The sequence below is a fragment of the Pseudomonas sp. Irchel s3h17 genome (assembly GCF_900187505.1).
In the GTDB taxonomy this organism is placed as follows: domain Bacteria; phylum Pseudomonadota; class Gammaproteobacteria; order Pseudomonadales; family Pseudomonadaceae; genus Aquipseudomonas.
In genome coordinates, this window is the sequence record NZ_FYDL01000031.1 from 1 (window position 1) to 19663 (window position 19663).

Genomic DNA, 19663 nt, shown 5'->3' on the forward strand with positions numbered 1-19663 from the left:
AATACACCACCACCGTCACCGACCAACCGGCCGGCGAAGGCGACAAGATCACCGTCACCATCGAAAGCAACGGCAACGTGCTGGAAGACGCCGCTCCGAAGTTCACCGTTAAGGTCGATCAGGTCCTGAAACAGGACCTGACCGTGACCCTGAGCAACGGCGACACCGTCGTGATCAAGGCCGGTACCACCGAGACTCCGTACGAGCTCAAGGCTCAGGGCGACGACGTCTACAAAGATGGCCAAACCGTCGAAGTCGGTATCGATAACGCCACGGTCGACGGCAAGTCCTTCGAGAACCTGGTACTCGGCGATAAAGCTGCCGTGACCATCGGCGACACCATCAGTGAAGTCACCGCCACCCTGACCGTGGATAAAACCACTGTCACCGAAGGCGGCCAGATCACCTACACCGTCACCCTGACCAACGCTGCCGGCTTGCCGATGGGCGCCCATGGTCCGCTGGCGTTCACCCTGTCCGACGGCACCGTGGTCAAGATCCCGGCCAACGGTACTTCCGGCACTGCCAGCGTTACCGCCAACGACGACATCTTCACCGGCGGCCAGCCGGCTATCGTCAACAAGCTGGAAAGTGTTTCCGGTGCCGAGCAGTTCGAGAAGCTGACCCTCGGCCAGGACAAATACACCACCACCGTCACCGACCAACCGGCCGGCGAAGGCGACAAGATCACCGTCACCATCGAAAGCAACGGCAACGTGCTGGAAGACGCCGCTCCGAAGTTCACCGTTAAGGTCGATCAGGTCCTGAAACAGGACCTGACCGTGACCCTGAGCAACGGCGACACCGTCGTGATCAAGGCCGGCACCACCGAGACTCCGTACGAGCTCAAGGCTCAGGGCGATGACGTCTACAAAGACGGCCAAATCGTCGAAGTCGGCATCGATAACGCCACGGTCGACGGCAAGGCCTTCGAGAACCTGGTGCTCGGCGACAAGGCCGCCGTGACCATCGGCGACACCATCAGCGAAGTCACCGCCACCCTGACTGTGGATAAAACCACCGTCACCGAAGGCGGTTCGGTCACCTACACCGTGACTCTGACCAACGCTGCCGGCTTGCCAATGAGCAACCACAGCGAACTGACCTTCAAGCTCAGTGATGGCACCACCATCACCGTGCCAGCCAACAGCACCACCGGCAACGCAACGGTCGTCACCAACAATGACATTTTCACTGGCGGTCAGCCTTCGCTGGTCAACAAGCTGGAATCCGTCAGCGGTGCCGAGCAGTTCGAGAAGCTGACCCTCGGCCAGGACGAATACACCACCACGGTCACCGACCAACCGACCGGCGAAGGTGACAAGATCACCGTCACCATCGAAAGCAACGGCAACGTGCTGGAAGACGCGGCACCGAAGTTCACCGTCAAGGTCGACCAAGTCCTGAAACAGGACCTGACCGTGACCCTGAGCAACGGCGACACCGTCGTGATCAAGGCCGGCACCACCGAGACTCCGTACGAGCTCAAGGCTCAGGGCGATGACGTCTACAAAGACGGCCAAATCGTCGAAGTCGGCATCGATAACGCCACGGTCGACGGCAAGGCCTTCGAGAACCTGGTGCTCGGCGACAAGGCCGCCGTGACCATCGGCGACACCATCAGCGAAGTCACCGCCACCCTGACTGTGGATAAAACCACCGTCACCGAAGGCGGTTCGGTCACCTACACCGTGACCCTGACCAACGCCGCTGGCCTGCCGATGGGCACCCATGGTCCGCTGGAGTTCACCCTGTCCGACGGCACCGTGGTCAAGATCCCGGCCAACGGTACGTCCGGTACTGCCAGTGTCACCGCCAATGACGACATCTTCACCGGCGGCCAGCCGGCCATCGTCAACAAGCTGGAGTCCGTCAGCGGCGCTGAGCAGTTTGAACAACTGACCCTGGGCCAAGACGAATACACCACCGTCGTCACCGACGAGCCTGGTTCGGGTGACCCAACCGACCCGGCCAACGAAGGCGACAAGATCACCGTCACCATCGAAAGCAACGGCGACGTGCTGGAAAACGCCGCACCGAAGTTCACCGTCAAAGTGGACCAGGTGCTCAAGCAAGACCTGACCGTCACCCTGAGCAACGGCGATACCGTGGTGATCAAGGCCGGTACCACCGAGACCCCGTACGAGCTCAAGGCTCAGGGCGACGACGTCTACAAAGATGGCCAAACCGTCGAAGTCGGTGTTACTGACGCTGTAATCGACGGCAAGTCCTTCGAAAACCTGGTGCTCGGCGACAAGGCCGCCGTGACCATCGGCGACACCATCAGCGAAGTCACCGCCACCCTGACCGTGGATAAAACCACCGTCACCGAAGGCGGCCAGATCACCTACACCGTGACCCTGACCAACGCCGCTGGCTTGCCAATGGGCGCCCATGGTCCGCTGGCGTTCACCCTGTCCGACGGCACCGTGGTCAAGATCCCGGCCAACGGTACTTCCGGCACTGCCAGCGTTACTGCCAACGACGACATCTTCACCGGCGGCCAGCCGGCTATCGTCAACAAGCTGGAGTCCGTCAGCGGCGCCGAGCAGTTTGAACAACTGACCCTGGGCCAAGACGAATACACCACCGTCGTCACCGACGAGCCTGGTTCGGGTGACCCAACCGACCCAGCCAACGAAGGCGACAAGATCATTGTCACCATCGAAAGCAACGGCGACGTGCTGGAAAACGCCGCACCGAAGTTCACCGTCAAAGTGGACCAGGTGCTCAAGCAAGACCTGACCGTGACCCTGAGCAACGGCGACACCGTCGTGATCAAGGCCGGCACCACCGAAACTCCATACGAGCTCAAGGCTCAGGGCGACGACGTCTACAAAGATGGTCAAACCGTCGAAGTGGGTGTTACTGACGCTGTAATCGACGGCAAGTCCTTCGAGAACCTGGTGCTCGGCGACAAAGCCACCGTGATCATCGGCGACACCATCAGCGAAGTCACCGCCACCCTGACTGTGGATAAAACCACTGTTACTGAAGGCGGCCAGATCACTTACACCGTGACTCTGACCAACGCTGCTGGCTTGCCAATGGGCGCCCATGGTCCGCTGGAATTCACCCTGTCCGACGGCACCGTGGTCAAGATCCCGGCCAACGGTACTTCCGGCACTGCCAGCGTTACCGCCAACGACGACATCTTCACCGGCGGCCAGCCGGCCATCGTCAACAAACTGGAAAGCGTTTCTGGCGCTGAGCAGTTCGAACAACTGACGCTGAAAGACACCACCCTGACCACGTCCGTCACCGACGAGCCTGGCTCGGGCGACCCAACCGACCCAGCCAACGAAGGCGACAAGATCATTGTCACCATCGAAAGCAACGGCGATGTACTGGAAAACGCCGCTCCGAAGTTCACCGTCAAGGTCGACCAAGTCCTGAAACAGGACCTGACCGTGACCCTGAGCAACGGCGACACCGTCGTGATCAAGGCCGGTACCACCGAGACCCCGTACGAGCTGAAGGCTCAGGGCGACGACGTCTACAAAGACGGCCAGACCGTCGAAGTAGGTGTTACTGACGCTGTAATCAACGGCAAGTCCTTCGAAAACCTGGTGCTCGGCGACAAGGCCAGCGTCACCATCGGCGACACCACCAGCGAAGTCATCGCCACCCTGTCTGTGGATAAAACCACCGTCACCGAAGGCGGCCAGATCACCTACACCGTGACCCTGACCAATGCGGCCGGCCTGCCGATCAACAACCACGAAGCCCTGACCTTCAAGCTCAGCGATGGCACCACCATCACCGTACCGGCCAACGGCACCTCCGGCTCTGCGGTTGTCACGGTCAACGACGACGTGTTCACCGGCGGCCAGGCGTCGCTGGTCAACAAGCTGGAGTCCGTCAGTGGCGGCAACGGTAAGTTTGAACAGCTGACGCTGAAAGACACCACGCTGACCACCACTGTCACCGACGAGCCAAGCGGCCAGGGTGACAAGGTCACGGTGAGCATTCAGAGCAACGGCGACGTGCTGGAAAACGCCGCACCGAGCTTCACCGTCAAGATCGATAAGGCACTGACCGACAACCTTGAGGTGACCCTGAGCAACGGCAGTAAAGTCACCATCATTGCCGGTCAGACCCAGGCCATTTACACCGCGCCGATCCAGGGTGAAGACGTCTACAAAGACGCCGGCAGCCTGAGCCTGACCGTTGGCGGTGCCACCGTCGCCGGTAAGACGTTCGAGAACCTGGTGATCAGCGACACCCCTGCAACGGTGGCGATCAGCGACACCATCAGCGAGGTCATCGCCACCCTGTCTGTGGATAAAACCACCGTCACCGAAGGCGGCCAGGTCACCTACACCGTGACCCTGACCAACGCGGCCGGCCTGCCGATCAACAACCACCAGGCCCTGACCTTCAAGCTCAGCGACGGCACCACCATTACCGTGCCGGCCAATGGCACCTCCGGCTCGGCGGTTGTCACGGTCAACGACGACGTGTTTACCGGCGGCCAGGCGTCGCTGGTCAACAAGCTGGAGTCCGTCAGCGGCGGCAACGGCAAGTTCGAACAACTGACGCTGAAAGACACCACGCTGACCACCACCGTTACCGACGATGGCGACCAGACCACCGTTGGCATCAGCGGCGACACCTCGGTGATCGAAGGCCAAACCGCCCATTACACCCTGAACCTGAGCAACACCGCTCAGACCGAAGTGACCGTCACCCTGAAGTACAGCGGCACGGCGACCGATGGCGTGGACTTCTCCGGTGTCGTCACCGTCAAGATCCCGGCCAACAGCAATGGCGTTGCTTTCGACATCAACACCATCAATGACAAGTTGGTCGAAGGGTCCGAAAACTTCAAGATCACCATCGATTCGGTCAGCGGCGGTAACTTCGAGAACCTGGTGATCGACCCGAACAAGTCCAACGTCGATACCACCATTGTCGATAACGACCATGCGCCAGTGTCCGCCGGCGGTGCGGTGACCGGTCTCGAGGACTCGAGCATCACCCTGACCTGGGACAACTTCAAGGTCACCGATGTCGATAACGACAGCCCGCTGAGCATCACCATCACCCAACTGTCGGGCGGTGGCGACCTGATGTTCAACGGCGTGAAGGTCACTGTCGGCCAGACCATCAGCCAGGCGGATATCGCCCTCGGCAAACTGAAGTTCGTGCCAGGCGCCAACGAGTCAGGTGCAGATGGTTACGGTGGTACGGGTGTCGGTAACAAAGCGGCGGACTACGCGCAGATCAAGTTCACGCCTACCGACGGCTCGAACCAGGGCACTGAAGCGACCTTGAAAGTCGACATCACCCCGGTGGCCGATGCGCCAACGCTGAACATCGCGGGCAACAACGTCAACTCGACAGGTCTGATCAAGGAAACCTGGACCGGCTTGACCGCTCTGAACACCGGCTTTAACGGTGTGGGCAGCGGTGCGCCAACCGATACCCTGAAATCAGTGATCGATGCCGCCGGTACTCCGGACAGCAGCAGCTCCGTGTCCAACGTGCAATCCAATGGCAGCGTGACAGCCGGTATTGCGTCGAAAACGTCCGGCCTGATCTACCTCGAAGCCGGCAAGACCTACACCTTCAGCGGCACCGGCGATGACAGCCTGCTGGTGGCCATTGGCGGCAAAAACGTGGCCAACGCCCTGTGGGGCAATGGCGGCGCGCTCAATGGTTCGTTCACGCCAACCACCAGCGGCTACTACACCCTGGACATCTACCACCACAACCAGAGTGGTGCGGGCAGCTACGACGTCAACCTGCAGGTCAGCGTCGGCTCGGTGGCAGGTCCGGTCATGGACCTGAGCACTGCCGGTGTGCCGATCTACAGGGATGTCGCCGATCTGATCAACGCTGGCGTGACGGTTTCCGACCTGCACGGCACCAATGGCGAAGGCTACTACGAAGGCTACAAACTCAATGAGGGTGCGGAAAACGGCAGCGTCCACCTGTCGAAGATCACCACCGAGCTGACCGACCGCGACGGCTCCGAAAGCCTGAGCGTGACCATCAGCGGCTTCCCTGAAGGCATGGTCATCAGCGATGGCCCGGGCCACAGCTACACCGTGGGCGCCGATGGATCAGCGCTGGTAACCGGCTGGGACCTGGCCAACCTGACACTGACCCCGCCGCCGTACTACAACGGCCAGTTCACCCTGACCGTGACTTCGACTTCCACTGAAAACCTGGGTGGTTCGGCGACAAGCACCGCGCAGATTCCGGTAACGATTTACCCGGCGACGTACAACCCGATGGTCGGCACGACCCAGGATGACACCATCCTCGGCACCGATGCCAACGACATCATCGTTGCCGACATCGGTGGCCTGAACATGGTTCAGGGCAAGAACTACAACATCGCGTTCATGGTCGACACCTCCGGCAGTATGGACAGCTCGATCAGGGCGGCGAAGGACTCGCTGGCCGTGATGTTCAGCACCCTCAAGCAGAGCCTGGGTGCGAACACCTCGGGGACGGTCAACATCTTCCTGGCGACCTTCGATAGCAGCGTGAGCAAGACCGTGTCGGTCAACCTGAATGACACGGGCGCACTGGAACAACTGCAGGACATCGTCAGATCGATGGCGGCGGGCGGTGGCACCAACTACGAGGACGTGTTCAAAACCACGGCCAACTGGTTCCAGAGTGCTCAGGCCAAGGACAATACAGGCGCTACCAACCTGACTTACTTCATCACGGACGGTGAGCCAAACTCTTTCCAGAACCGCGAGCAGACCAACCCGGTGGTGGCTGACTTCCTCCACACCCCGAGCAAGAACGACGGCACGCTGGATGACTACCTGAACGTCAACAACTACAAACTGGGCGATACCGCCTATATCACCCTGGGTGGCGAGAGCCGTGAGTTGATCACCCGCAACGGCCAGGTCAACAAGTGGACGGAGTACGAGCCGGGCAAGTGGTACAAGTCAAACACCCTCGGCACGATCCGGGCGCAGGGTGACGGTACCTATGAGATCTCCTCCACCGAAAACAATGGTGGCACGATCAGTAACTCCAACAGCAGCTTCCTGTTGCTCAGTGGTTTGTCGCAGGTCGAAGCGATCGGCCTGAATAACACCATCAAGCCGGCCGACCTGGTTCCGTTCGACACCGATGGCAAGCCGCAAGCCAACATCGATCCGAATGACCTGGCCAACGCCATCCTGGGCCATAGCGAAGCGACCCTGCCCGGTGCCGACACGGTCGATGGCGGTGACGGCAATGACATCCTGTTCGGCGACCTGGTGAGCTTCAACGGTATTGCCGGTGAGGGTTATCAGGCCATGCAGGCCTACGTGGGCCAGCAAACCGGTGTGGAGGTCAGCACAGTCACTGCCAGCAACGTGCACCAGTACATCACCGAGCACTACAACGCGTTCGATGTGTCCGGGGCGCGTGACGGTATCGACAACCTGCTCGGCGGTGCCGGTAACGACATCATCTTCGGCCAGGGCGGCGACGATGCGCTCGATGGCGGCAAGGGCAATGACATCCTGCTCGGTGGTACCGGCAAGGACGTACTGCTCGGCGGTGAAGGCAATGACATCCTGCTGGGCGGCTCGGGCAATGACACCCTGATGGGCGGTTCGGGTGCCGACACCTTCGTCTGGAAGGCCGGCGACACCGGTAACGACGTGATCAAGGACTTCAAGGCCAACGAAGGCGACCGTATCGACCTGCGTGATCTGTTGCAGGGCGAAAGCGCCAGCACCATCGACAACTTCCTGAAAATCACCACGGTTGAAGGTGTGTCGACGTTGCAGGTCAGCTCCGAAGGCAAGCTCAATACCGCTGGCGGGATTGCCAACGCCGACGTGACGATCAAACTGGAAGGCAACAACTGGTCCGGCCAGAGCATCAACTCGCTGATCGCCGGTAGCGACCCAACCATCAAGATCGACCACAACAACAACTGATCAAACCCTGGAGGGCCGCTCGCAATGAGCGGCCCTTCACGTTTGTGTCAGTGCCCACCGGGTGACGATTTCGTCGTAGCACCGCATACTCACCTGCGTTGGCCTATGCTGCCGACAGCACCACGCGGGTTCATTCATGAGGGATTCACGATGTTCTACGTGCAACGCGATGCACAGGGCCTGCTGGTGCGCGTAGAGGCTGCGCCCTACGCCGAGGCGACGGAAACACTGCCCGCCGACCACCACGAGATCCAGGCCTGGTACGCCAACGAAGTGGTGGAAACCAGCCTAAAACAGCTTAAACAGAGCGACCTGGAAATGATCCGGGTACTCGACGACCTGATTCAGGTGTTGACCAGCAAGGGCGTGATTCGCGTCACCGACCTGCCGCCGGCCGCACAAGCCAAGCTGATGGACCGCACCCAGGCACGTGAAGCGCTGGGTGGCTTGAGTCATCTGATTGATGAAGACGAAAGCGGATTGATTTAAAGGCTAAGCATTGATCGCTCCCGCGTGGGAGCGATCACTTCAGACGCCTGACTGCCAGGGCCTTGGTTCGCCAAACAGCTGCCCTTGCACGCCGTACAAGCCCATCTCACGAATCACCCGCAGCTCCCCTTCGGTCTCTACCCGCTCGGCAATCAACGGCAGGTCAATGCTATGGGCGGCGCGCTGGATGGCTTCGATGAACAGGCGCTTGTCGCTTTCCTGGTCGATGGCGCGGGTGTAGCTGCCGTCGATTTTCAGGTAAGCCAGGCCCAGCCGCGCCAGGTTGCCGATCATGCTGAAGCGCCCGCCAAAACGCTGCAGGCTCAAGGAGAAGCCCAGCTCATGCAGACGACGAGTCAGTTGTTCAAGCACGGCTTGATCGGGCAATTGCTCTTCGCCGATTTCCAGGGTCAACCGTGGCCCCAGCGCCGCATGTTGACGCAGGATGTCGAAGACTGTGTTCAGCGCCTGCGCATCCGCGAGGGTCGCACCCGACAGGTTCAACGCCAGCGAGTCCTGATGGCCGGCCATCTGCTCGAGCACCAGCTCAAGCATCAAGCGGTCCAGCCGGGCGGTCCAGCCAAACCGCTCCAGCCACGGCAGGAAACGCCCGGCGGGAATGGTCAGGCCTTGTTCATCGCGCAAGCGCGAGAGCACTTTGTAATGCAGCACCACCTGCGTGTCCTGACTGGCCACGACAGGCTGGAAAAACAGCTCGAAGCGCTGCTCTGCCAGGGCCTGGTCAAGCAAGGTGTGCCAGGCATGATGGTCGTCGCCGACGATGGCTGTCGCGTTGTGATCCAGGCATGCCCAATTCGAATCGCCCTCGGCTTCGGCCTGTGACAACGCCTGGTCGGCCAGGCCAAGCACCGCGAGCGGAGTGTCGCCGTGGGCGAACGGTGCGAGCCCGATCGACGCCACCGACGCCACATCTGTCGCTCCAGTGGCATGCAGGCTGGCCAGTGCACTGTTCAGGTTATGCGCCAATTGCAGCGCTTCTTCACGCACCAGCCCCGGCGCCAGCACGGCAAACTCACCCCCGCGGATACGCGTCACCAGATTCTGGGTTTCCGGGTATTTTGCACACTCTCGGGACAGCTGCTCGCCGACCGCCTGCAACAACTGATCGGTGCGTTGACCGCCCAGGCGCTGGTTGAGGCCGGCCAGGTCCTTGACCCGCAACAGCAGCAGATAACCGGAGCTGGCCTGCTCGGCATTGCTCACCCGGGCGTTCAGCTGCATCTCGAAGTAGCGCCGGTTGGCCAGCCCGGTCAAGGTGTCCTGATAGGACTCGACTCGCAGTTTTTCGCTACGTTCGGCCTGCTCCTGGAACAACGCCTTGAGCTTCTCGACCATCTGGTTCATCGCCTGCACCACACGACGCAGTTCGGGCGTGCGCGGCAGCTCAGGCAGGCTCAGGAACTCGCGCCGGGCAATGGCATGGGATTGCTGGACCATGTAGTCCAGTGGCTTGAGCTGTCGACGTAGCAGCAATGCCCCCAGCACGGCGCTGATCGCACCGCAGATCAACAACCAGCCCAGGCTACCCAATGCGCTCTGCCAGAGCTTGGCCACGGCGAACATGGGATGGCTGACCACCTCTACCCTGGCCGCCTGCTCCCAGCCACGGCTGACCAAGGCATCGCCACCGGCCGGCTCAAGGCCGATCAGTTGGACGAACCAACCCGGCACCTGACTGACCTCGGGCGCCCCGCTGCGCTCGACGATGGCGGTGTCGGTCTTGAGGTCCACCACACGGATGCTCGCGTAATAGCCACTGTCGAAGATCGAGCTGACCATCAACTCGACCATCGCCGGATCGTCGATATTCGGTGTCAACGACAACGCCAGCGCCGTGGCCGCATCCTGCGCGTGGGAGCGCAGTTGGTTGACGTACTGCGTGCGCGAGCTCTCCAGGCTGACCATGAAGCTGCCACTGAAGGCGACCACCAGGAACAGACAGATAGCGATCAACAGCTGTTTGAACAAAGACATCTGAGCGCGTGCTCCTAATTAATCGTCTCGGCCAGGAAACCTTCGGCCTGCATTTTTTTCAACACATTCTGCCAACGGGACAGGCGCTTGGTATCGCCGACTTTCTTGTTGCCCTTGGCGCCGGGCAGCCACATCCCTTCGGCGTTGAAGGCGTAGACCGGCAGCAGGTCGGTGCGCTGGCTGGCCGGCTGAATCCCGTCGATCAGGCTGTCGAGCACCAATGGCATCGCATCCGGACTGGAATAGTAGGTCAAGACCATATGCGCGCGGTTCTGGCGCAGGGCCTTGACGTAGGTGATGCGTAGTTTGTCACTGGAAACCCCGAGGCGGCGCAGGCTGAAATACTTGGCGATCGCATAGTCCTCACAATCCCCGGCGCCTTTCCACAAGCCTTCGACAGGCGTTTCCCAATAGTCGACCTCGCGCCACAGGTCGATGTCTTCCACGTAGCGCATCTGCTTGTTGAAGAACAGGTTGACCGCTTTGAGCTGGGCCAGCTCCGGGGTTTGTTGCTGTGTCGCCAGCAGGTGCTGCCAGGCATCGATCCGTTGCTTGCCCTCGCCTAACGGACCGTACAACGCCTCAGCGCGTCGACTGATCAGCGAGAAGTCCCAATCGGCCTGCAATGCACCCAGCATGACGCTGGCGATCAGCAGTGCCGAGCACAGCCAACGCAAGGTCCGTGGAAGAGCGAAACGTGCCAGCAATGCAGTGAGTCCGGAGGGCATTGGGTAATCGATGGATGGTGAAGCCTTGCCAGGCAAAAGACAATGGCACGATGCAATCACTGCGGGCGCGCTAAACTTGAAGAGCGGATACGGTAACTGACAATGCGACATGTGATGGCAAAAACGGTGGCATAAGACGGTTGAAAGCGGCATTGTCTGCCCCGATTTGACAACTCACCAAGCCGTTACTAGCGTGTATTGGATCCAATATTTACCTTTACTCAAACAGGGTGCGTTTTCGTGACACAGAAGCCCAACCCACTAAGCAGCATCCCGGTCAGCGGACCGATTCCGGCCCATCTGGCGCGCTCGGTGATCGAAGAAACCCTGCGCTCGGCGATTCTTGACGGCCGCTTGCCCTGCGGTACGGCGCTGCGCCAGCAAGACCTGGCCGACCTGTTCGGCGTCAGCCGCATGCCGGTGCGTGAAGCCCTGCGTCAACTTGAGGCGCAATCGCTGCTGCACGTCGTGGCACACAAGGGTGCCGTCGTGGCACCACTGATCGAAGGGGATGCGGCCGAAACCTACGCCTTGCGCATCCTGCTGGAATGCGAAGCGCTGCGTCTGTCGATCCCTTTGCTCGACGAAGAAGATTTTGCCGAAGCGGCCCGCCACATCCAGGACCTGGAAACAGCGACCGATTACGCCGAAATCGGCAGGCTCAATCGCCTGTTCCACATGGCGCTGTACCGCAAGGCGCCCAACCGCCGGTTGCTGAGCCTGATCGAAAGCGGCCTGTGGGAAGAGGAGCGGTTTCTGCGCTTCAACCTGGGGGCCATGGGGCTCGGTAAACTCACTCAGGAAGACCACCATGAGCTGCTGCACGCCGCACAAGCCCGGGACATCGAGCGGTGCGTGGCGAAGCTTGCCAGCCATCTGAATCGGGCCGTTGAAGTCATCACCCGCTACCTGAACAGCCTTGAATCCCAGCGCAACTCAACGTCGACCTGAACGTCACCGTCGAAGCGAGTGAACGCTGCCCCTGTGGCAAGGGCGCTTGCTCCCCTTGGGCCGGGCTGGTGCTCCAGAAGGCGATTGCGATCTTTCAGAACGGTGCGGTGACCTTTTTGGGGCTGTTGCACAGCCCAGCGCGAGCAAGCTCGCTCGCCACTGGGCAGCATTCACGCTTGAGGTGCCCATGGTGGGAGCGGTTTGTTGCGCAATCAGCACGTCATGGATCAGATCTTGAAGCTGTCCACCAGTTGCTTGAGGCGGTTGGCCTGCAGTGACAACGCATCACAATCCTTCAGCGTTTCATTGAGGTTGGCCACGCCTTGCTGGTTCAGTAGGTTGATCTGGTTGATGTCGACGTTGAGGGTTTCCACCACTGCGGTCTGCTCCTCCGTCGCGGCCGCCACCGACTGGTTCATGCCGTCAATCTCGGTGATCCGCTGCGTCACGCTGACCAGGCGCGCACCGGCCTGATTCGCCACCTCGACGCTCTCCTCGCTGGAAACCTGGCTGGCGTTCATGGTCGATACCGCCTCACGCGAGCCGACCTGCAACGACGTGATCATCTTGTGGATCTCTTCCGCCGATTCCTGGGTGCGATGCGCCAGGTTGCGCACTTCATCCGCCACCACCGCAAACCCGCGTCCGGCCTCACCGGCACGTGCCGCTTCGATCGCCGCGTTGAGCGCCAGCAGGTTGGTCTGTTGGGAGATGCCCTTGATCACATCGAGAATGTGCCCGATGTTGTCGGTGCTGGCGTTCAGGGTTTCGATCTGAGTACACGAGAGGCTGATTTTCTGCGACAGCTCGGTCATCGCCAGGATGGTTTGCTCCACCACCTGACGGCCATCGTCGGCCTGCTCGCTGGCGCCGCTGGCGTGCTGCGAAGCGTCCGCCGCGTTGCGGGCGATTTCCTGGGTCGCCGCCCCGAGTTCATTGATGGCCGCCGCGACGCTATTGGTCCTCGCACTTTGTTCATCGGAACCGATGATCGAGGCATTTGACGAGGCCATGACCCGTTGCGACAGGTCATGCACCTGACGCGTGGCCGAAGACACTTCACTGATCGAGGCGTGGATCCGCTCCACAAACTGGTTGAACGCACCACCCAGTTCGCCGAACTCGTCTTTGCTTTCCACGGTCAGACGACGGGTCAGGTCACCCTCGCCCTGGGCGATGTCCTGCATGGCACGGCCCATGGTGGTCAGCGGGCGCATCAGCACTTGAATCAACAGGCTCAGCAGCACGGCAATCGCGGTCACGGCGATAAACATCGCAATCAGTGCCGAGGTGCGGAATTTAGCCAGCGGTGCATAGGCCTTGTCGCTGTCGATCGACAGGCCGATGTACCACTGCGCGTTCGGCAAGCCATTGACCGGGGTGAAGGACAGGATGCGCTCCTGCTGGTTGAGCAGCACCGCCTGATTGCCTTTATCGAGGCGGACATTGGCGCCAGGGTAGATGTCCTTGAGGTTTTTCATCACCTGGTCTTTGTCCGGGCTGACGATCACCTGACCGTCAGCGCTGACCAGGAACGCATGCCCGATGCCGCCAAAGTCCACCGCGTTGATGATGTTCACCAAGGTCGCCAGGCTCAGGTCACCGCCAACCACGCCCAGCATTTCACCGTTCTTTTTCACCGGCATGGCGATGGTCACTACCAGCCCGCCGACCGCCGCCATGTAAGGCGGCGTGAGCATGGTTGTGTCGGCGGCGACCGCTTGCTTGTACCAAGGGCGCTGACGCGGATCATAGCCTTCAGGCATTTTGGCGTCAGGGCGCTGGGTAAACACACCGTTTACCTGACCGACATACGTGAACTGGAAGTTGGACGTGAAGGCCGGTTGATCGACCAACCCCGCAAAGTCAGCGTTGGCACCTTGGTGCGCGACGTTCTGGGCCAGGTTTTCCAGCACCAGGATCCGGCCACCCAGCCAGTTTTGCACACTGCTGGCCGTCAGCGCGCCCGCTTGCTGGACCGAGGCGTCGAGGTTTTGCTGGATGGTGTTTCGCTGCAGATAGTCGTTGTACAAAGTGAACAGGGCAAACGCCAGTACCACTACGCCCGAAGCGGCCAAAAGGATTTTATGGCTGAATTTGAGATTCATGTCAGGGGGACTTCTTATGCAATGAGTGGGGATGCGTTCCGAGTGCAACATTCCATGTGACGCCATAGGCCGCTCTGAGGCCTGCTCTACATTGGTGCACGCATGTCTCCCCTACTCTTTCGGCACCGCTGCGGGAAAACTTAGGCTTTTATGAAAAACCGCGGGCAATCACTGAAAAAAACCGCTAAAGGGCATTCCAGAGCGCTCGGCCTGGCCTTTGCCGAGGCCGTTGATTGAGCACTGGTTGCAAAAATCACGACCCTTGATGACAATGCGAGTAATTATCATTTGTGATGTCCGGGCTGTCGCGTTCATGTCCTCTCCCGAGTTTGCAGTACAGGTGCTCTACAGCCACCACCACGGTTGGCTCACTACATGGCTGCGCAGTCGCCTGGGCAATGCCGCCGATGCCGCGGACCTTGCGCAGGACACCTTCGTCCGCTTGCTGCAACGGACCGAACGACTCGAACTCAAGGCGCCTCGCGCCTTTCTACGGACCATTGCCCGTGGCCTGGTGATCGATCACTGGCGCCGGGAAGAAATCGAACGCGCTTATCTGGACGCCATCGCCCACCTGCCCGAAGCGCAAACACCCAGCGCCGAATCCCGGGCATTGGTGCTTGAGTTGCTGGAACGCATTGCGCGGATGCTTGAAGGCCTTAAACCGAAAGTGCGCAAGGCGTTTCTCCTGGCGCAGTGTGACGGCCTGACCCACAAGCAGATCGCCGAACAGATGGGTTTGTCATTGCGTTCGGTGGAGCGTTATGTGGCCGAAGCGCTCTATCACTGCTACGTGCTGCGCTTTGAGTCGGACGTCCATGGATAACACTTCGATGAACCTGCGTGCCCACGGCAGCCCTGACCATCGGGTGGTCAAGCAGGCGATCGGCTGGCTGCTGCGCCTGCGTAACAACACCGGCAATCTCAAGTTGCGCCAGCAATGCGAGCATTGGCGCACCGCACACCCTGAGCACGAACTGGCCTGGCAGCGGGTGCAATCGCTACAACAGGAGTTGACCGCCAGCCTGCGCGCGGTACCCGGTACGCAGGCTGCCTTGCACACACTGGAAACCAGTGCGCAACGCCTCGGTCGGCGCCAGGCCCTGAAATTACTCTCGGGCGCCCTGTTGATGGGCACGGCGGCGTGGCTCGGCAAGGATCAGATCGGCTGGCAGCAGTGGAACGCCGATTTCGCCACCGCCACCGGCGAGCGCCGCGGTTATCAACTACGCGATGGTACTCGCCTGAGACTGAACACCGACAGCGCGGTCAATCTGGACTTCACGGCACAACACCGGCTGATCACACTCGCCCGCGGCGAAATCATGGTGACCTGTGGCACCACCGCCCAGGCATCCGAGCGGCCGCTGCGGGTGCAAAGTCATCATGGGGTGTTCGAAGCCAGCGTTGCACGCTTTGTGATACGCCAGGACAACGGCTGCACCCGCCTCAGCGTCACCCGCGGCAGTGTCGCCGTGCTTTCACCGCGAACGGCAGACGGCACCCTGACCCTGGTGCACGCCGGGCAAAGCTACCTGGTCACGCCTGAACACGTGACCCAGGCACCGCCGCTGGCCATGGATGCCGGCGCCTGGGTCGATGGCCTGATCGTCACCCGGGACATGCGCCTGGCGGACTTCCTGAAGGAGGTGAATCGCTATCGCCGCGGCTACCTGGCCTGTGCATCGGACATCGCCGACTTGCGCCTGTCCGGCGTGTTCCGCCTGGAAGACACCGACCAGTTGCTGGCGATCCTGCCCCGCACGCTCCCGGTCCAATTGCGCTACCGAACGCGCTGGTGGGTGACACTGGAACGACAGGCCTGATTTTTTTGGCGGGTTTTCAGCGTGAGTCCGGCTTAGACAGTAAGCACTTCAATCTGCCTTCAGCGACTCCAACGGAACCCCATGATGACTGTTCGCGCCACCTGCCCGCCGCCCTTTTCCTGCGCCACCGACACCCCTTCCGGTGGCCTGCTGCGCCACGCCATTCGTGCCGCCCTGCTCTCCACCGTGCTGGGGGTCAGTGCGCTGCCTGCACTCGGTCAGGCGGCCGATGACAGCGTTGCCAGCGCCAGTCGCCGCTACAACATCGCCCCGGGACCATTGAGCGACGTCCTCAATCAGTTCGCGCGCCAGGCCGGGATCACCCTCTCGACCACCCCCGGACTTACCCAGGGCCGCCAGTCGCCAGGCGTACAAGGTGATTACTCGGCTGATCAAGCCTTGAGCCATTTGCTCAGCGGCTCGGGTTTGCAAGCCGTCAGCCAGGACGGCAGCCGCTATGTGTTGCACCCGCAGGCCGAGACCGAAGCGCTGTCGCTGCCAGCCACCGACATCAAGGGCTTCGCCCTCGGTAATGCGCTGGGCAGCATGGAAGGCTACAACGCGACCCACAGCCAGGTTGCGACCAAGACCAGCACCGCATTGCTGGAAACCTCGCAAAGCGTGTCCGTGGTCACTCGCCAGCAAATGGATGACCAGGGCGCGCAAACCGTATCCCAGACCATGCGCTATACCCCAGGCGTGCTGACCAACCCCTATGGCGCCACCCATCGCTATGACTATGTGGCCATGCGCGGATTCAACGACGGCTCGGTGGACAACATCTACCTCGACGGCTTGAAATCCATGGGCGATAGCGGCACCTACAGCAGCATGCAAATCGACCCGTACTTCCTGGAGCGCGTCGATATTCTCAAGGGCCCCTCTTCGGTTCTTTACGGGCGCAGTTCACCGGGTGGCCTGGTAGCGCTCACCAGCAAGAAGCCGCTGTACGAGGCCTATCATCAGGTTCAAGCCACGGTCGGCACCCAGGGCCAACAAGGTGTGGGTTTTGACTTCAGCGGCCCTGTGGATGACGACAAGCGTATTGCGTACCGACTGACCGGCCTTGCCGACAAATCCGACACTCAGTTCGATCACAACAAGGAGAAACGCTACGCACTGGCCCCCACCGTCAGCATCGACTTTACCGACGACACGTCGCTGACCCTGCAAGCCTATCTGCAGCACGACCCCGACGGCGGTTATCACAGCGGCATGCCGGCGGACGGCGCCCTGCATCAGCGCAACGGCCAGCGCATTTCGGAACACTTCTTTGAAGGTGAGCCAAGCGTGGACGGCTACCAGCGCGACCAGCAATCGATCGGCTACCAGTTCGAACACCGCTTCAATGACGTGTTCACGGCCCGCCAGAACTTCCGGTACCTGGATTCCAAGGTCAATCTCGACCAGATCTACGGCTATGGCTGGACCACACCCACCAGCAATGAACTGAACCGCTACTACACCGGCGGTGACGAGAAACTCCACGCGTTCATCGTCGATAACATGCTGCAAGCCGAATTCCTGACCGGTAATACCCAACACACGGTGTTGATGGGTGCCGATTACCAGCGCCGTAAAACGGTGGTCGACTGGACCAGCGGCTCGGTGGCACCGATCAATGCCTTCGACCCGGTCTATGGCAACGCCGAGATCAGTTACTACGATCCGATGAGCTACCTGCGTCGCCTGGAGCAGACCGGCGTCTACCTGCAAGACCTGATCGAGATGGATCAGTGGCGGTTCTCACTGGGCCTGCGCCAGGACTGGGTGGAAACCTCGGAAGAAAACCGCTTGCCCGAGTTCAACCGCCCGGAGGGTACCGAGGTCAACGACAAACGCACCAAGCTGACCGGCCGCGCCGGCGCCCTGTACCTGTTTGATAACGGCGTTGCGCCGTACATCAGCTATTCCGAGTCGTTCAACCCGAACTCTTACGCAGACAGCGCTGGCAACCCGCTACCTCCCACCGACGGCACCCAATGGGAAGTCGGCCTGAAGTACCAGCCACCGGGTACGGACAACCTGTTCACCGCGTCGCTGTTCCGGATTGAGCAGGAGAACCTGGCGACCAAATTGCCGCAGGAAAACTTCTACCGCGCGGTGGGGGCCGTGCGCTCTCAGGGCCTGGAACTGGAAGCCCACACGCAACTGACCGATAACCTGAAAGTACTGGGCAGTTACACCTTCACCGACATCGAGTACTCCAAGTCGATGATCAGCACCCTGAGCACCGACACCGATGTGATCGAGAACAAGGGCAACTCGCCGACCCAGGCGCCACGGCACATGGCCTCGCTCTGGGCTGACTACGCGTTCAACGCCGGGACGCTCGACGGCCTGCGATTGGGCGGTGGCGTGCGGTATGTCGGTTACAGCTGGGCCGATGCCGAGAACACCATGAAGGTGCCGTCCTACACGCTATTCGACGCGTCGATTGGCTACGACCTGGGCAAAGTGGGCCTGAAGGGTGTGGATGTGCGCCTGAACGCCAACAACCTGACCGACGAATCCTATATCGCTTCCTGCGCCAGCCTGAGCTTCTGCTACATGGGTGAGGAACGTAACGTCGCCGCCACGGTGAGCTACCAGTTCTAACCCTTCGTCACTCCCTCAAAGCCAGCGTCTGGATTCAGATGCTGGCTTTGTCGTCTCTGCGGGAAAATATCATGCGTGCAGTATGGGTTCTGCTTCATCGCTACATCGGTTTGGCCACGGCCATCTTTCTGTTGATGGCTGGCCTGACCGGCAGTGTTCTGGCGTTCAATCATGAGCTGGACGAATGGCTGAATCCAACGTTCTACGAGGCTTCCTCTGAAGGCGTGCAGCTCCCTCCGGGCACGCTGGTCGACCGGTTGCAGGGGCAACATCCCAAGCTTCAGGTCTGGTACATGGAGTACCCGAATGAAGGGGGGCACACCGCGCTGCTCGCAGCAGTGCCACGCAACAACCCCATCACGGGCAAGCCTTTCGAAGAACCAAATCAGGTGTTTTACCTGGACCCCGTGAGTGGCGAACAAACCGGGCATCGCAGGCCAGGGTACCTTGGGAGAGCGTTTCTATCGCCTGCAATTACCGATACATGGCGGACGGATTATCGGCCTTACCGGACAGGTGATCATCGCGTTGTTGGGCCTGATGATTGCGGTGCTGTCAGCCACAGGGATCTACATCTGGTGGCGCAAGCTGCTGGCCCGGCGCAGTAGCAAGGCACGCAAGACGTAGGACTTGCGGTCGATACCGATAACGCTTTTAACCACTCCTGAAACGACAAAACCCCTGTCTGCGTGAGCAGACAGGGGTTTCGGAATTCAATCTTGACGATGACCTACTCTCACATGGGGAAACCCCACACTACCATCGGCGATGCATCGTTTCACTGCTGAGTTCGGGATGGGATCAGGTGGTTCCAATGCTCTATGGTCGTCAAGAAATTCTGTGACCAGCCCGTTGGAACAACGTGCCAGCAAAATGGATGACTTCTACTAAAAGACAAAACCCCTACCTGCAGATGCAGATAGGGGTTTCGGAATTTAATCTTGACGATGACCTACTCTCACATGGGGAAACCCCACACTACCATCGGCGATGCATCGTTTCACTGCTGAGTTCGGGATGGGATCAGGTGGTTCCAATGCTCTATGGTCGTCAAGAAATTC

At 60.5% G+C, this 19663-nt stretch carries 9 protein-coding genes, 2 rRNA genes and 2 pseudogenes; 7 read left to right on the forward strand and 6 right to left on the reverse strand.

Annotated features, from left to right (window positions below):
* Both CKW25_RS25450 and CKW25_RS25455 read left to right on the forward strand, forming a co-directional pair.
* Nucleotides 1-7907 (forward strand): immunoglobulin-like domain-containing protein (locus tag CKW25_RS25450; RefSeq protein WP_143497492.1); only part of this gene is annotated, 7907 nt, incomplete at its 5' end.
* A 150-nt stretch (nucleotides 7908-8057) separates the two neighbouring features.
* The gene (locus tag CKW25_RS25455) at nucleotides 8058-8396 is read left to right on the forward strand and encodes a tryptophan synthase subunit beta (protein WP_095083701.1); all 339 of its coding nucleotides are present in this window, start codon (nucleotides 8058-8060) and stop codon (nucleotides 8394-8396) included.
* A gap of 39 nt (nucleotides 8397-8435) precedes the next feature.
* On the opposite strand, the gene lapD is transcribed toward CKW25_RS25455, so the two are convergent.
* Together lapD and lapG are read right to left on the reverse strand one after the other, a co-directional pair.
* A complete protein-coding gene (gene lapD / locus CKW25_RS25460; protein WP_095083702.1) occupies nucleotides 8436-10391 on the reverse strand; it encodes a cyclic di-GMP receptor LapD in 1956 nt (651 codons plus the stop codon).
* A 14-nt stretch (nucleotides 10392-10405) separates the two neighbouring features.
* Nucleotides 10406-11098: a cysteine protease LapG gene (gene lapG / locus CKW25_RS25465; RefSeq protein ID WP_095083703.1), complete on the reverse strand. Its 693-nt coding sequence runs from the start codon at nucleotides 11096-11098 to the stop codon at nucleotides 10406-10408.
* A gap of 261 nt (nucleotides 11099-11359) precedes the next feature.
* Between lapG and CKW25_RS25470 the strand changes: the two genes are divergently transcribed.
* The gene (locus CKW25_RS25470; RefSeq protein WP_095083704.1) at nucleotides 11360-12070 is read left to right on the forward strand and encodes a GntR family transcriptional regulator; all 711 of its coding nucleotides are present in this window, start codon (nucleotides 11360-11362) and stop codon (nucleotides 12068-12070) included.
* A 227-nt stretch (nucleotides 12071-12297) separates the two neighbouring features.
* On the opposite strand, the gene CKW25_RS27450 is transcribed toward CKW25_RS25470, so the two are convergent.
* On the reverse strand, nucleotides 12298-13083 hold the full coding sequence (locus tag CKW25_RS27450; RefSeq protein WP_371850678.1) for a methyl-accepting chemotaxis protein: 786 nt from the start codon (nucleotides 13081-13083) through the stop codon (nucleotides 12298-12300).
* A gap of 69 nt (nucleotides 13084-13152) precedes the next feature.
* Nucleotides 13153-14244 (reverse strand): annotated as a pseudogene (locus CKW25_RS27455) (cache domain-containing protein); the annotation flags it as partial.
* A gap of 247 nt (nucleotides 14245-14491) precedes the next feature.
* Here CKW25_RS27455 and CKW25_RS25480 point away from each other — a divergent pair.
* From CKW25_RS25480 to CKW25_RS25495, 4 genes and pseudogenes are all read left to right on the forward strand, one after another.
* Complete coding sequence (locus CKW25_RS25480; protein WP_095083707.1) at nucleotides 14492-15004, forward strand: sigma-70 family RNA polymerase sigma factor; 513 nt, start codon at nucleotides 14492-14494, stop codon at nucleotides 15002-15004.
* Complete coding sequence (locus CKW25_RS25485) at nucleotides 14997-16004, forward strand: FecR domain-containing protein (protein ID WP_095083709.1); 1008 nt, start codon at nucleotides 14997-14999, stop codon at nucleotides 16002-16004. The genes CKW25_RS25480 and CKW25_RS25485 overlap by 8 nt, the downstream gene beginning before the upstream one ends.
* Nucleotides 16005-16088: 84 nt before the next feature.
* Nucleotides 16089-18602, forward strand: a complete 2514-nt coding sequence (locus CKW25_RS25490; protein ID WP_095083710.1) for a TonB-dependent siderophore receptor — start codon at nucleotides 16089-16091, stop codon at nucleotides 18600-18602.
* A gap of 71 nt (nucleotides 18603-18673) precedes the next feature.
* A pseudogene (locus CKW25_RS25495) lies at nucleotides 18674-19229 on the forward strand (PepSY-associated TM helix domain-containing protein).
* A 90-nt stretch (nucleotides 19230-19319) separates the two neighbouring features.
* On the opposite strand, the gene rrf (CKW25_RS25500) reads toward CKW25_RS25495, so the two are convergent.
* Nucleotides 19320-19435 (reverse strand): 5S ribosomal RNA (gene rrf / locus CKW25_RS25500).
* A 106-nt stretch (nucleotides 19436-19541) separates the two neighbouring features.
* A 5S ribosomal RNA gene (rrf, locus tag CKW25_RS25505) occupies nucleotides 19542-19657 on the reverse strand.
* Nucleotides 19658-19663 lie beyond the last annotated feature (6 nt).

Bases quoted from the DNA above. Each gene is read 5' to 3' on its own strand.
- lapD (WP_095083702.1), bottom strand. From the start codon at position 10,391: ATGTCTTTGTTCAAACAGCTGTTGATCGCTATCTGTCTGTTCCTGGTG.
- CKW25_RS27450 (WP_371850678.1), bottom strand. From the start codon at position 13,083: ATGGCCTCGTCAAATGCCTCGATCATCGGTTCCGATGAACAAAGTGCG.
- CKW25_RS25455 (WP_095083701.1), top strand. From the start codon at position 8,058: ATGTTCTACGTGCAACGCGATGCACAGGGCCTGCTGGTGCGCGTAGAG.
- CKW25_RS25485 (WP_095083709.1), top strand. From the start codon at position 14,997: ATGGATAACACTTCGATGAACCTGCGTGCCCACGGCAGCCCTGACCAT.
- CKW25_RS25480 (WP_095083707.1), top strand. From the start codon at position 14,492: ATGTCCTCTCCCGAGTTTGCAGTACAGGTGCTCTACAGCCACCACCAC.
- CKW25_RS25490 (WP_095083710.1), top strand. From the start codon at position 16,089: ATGACTGTTCGCGCCACCTGCCCGCCGCCCTTTTCCTGCGCCACCGAC.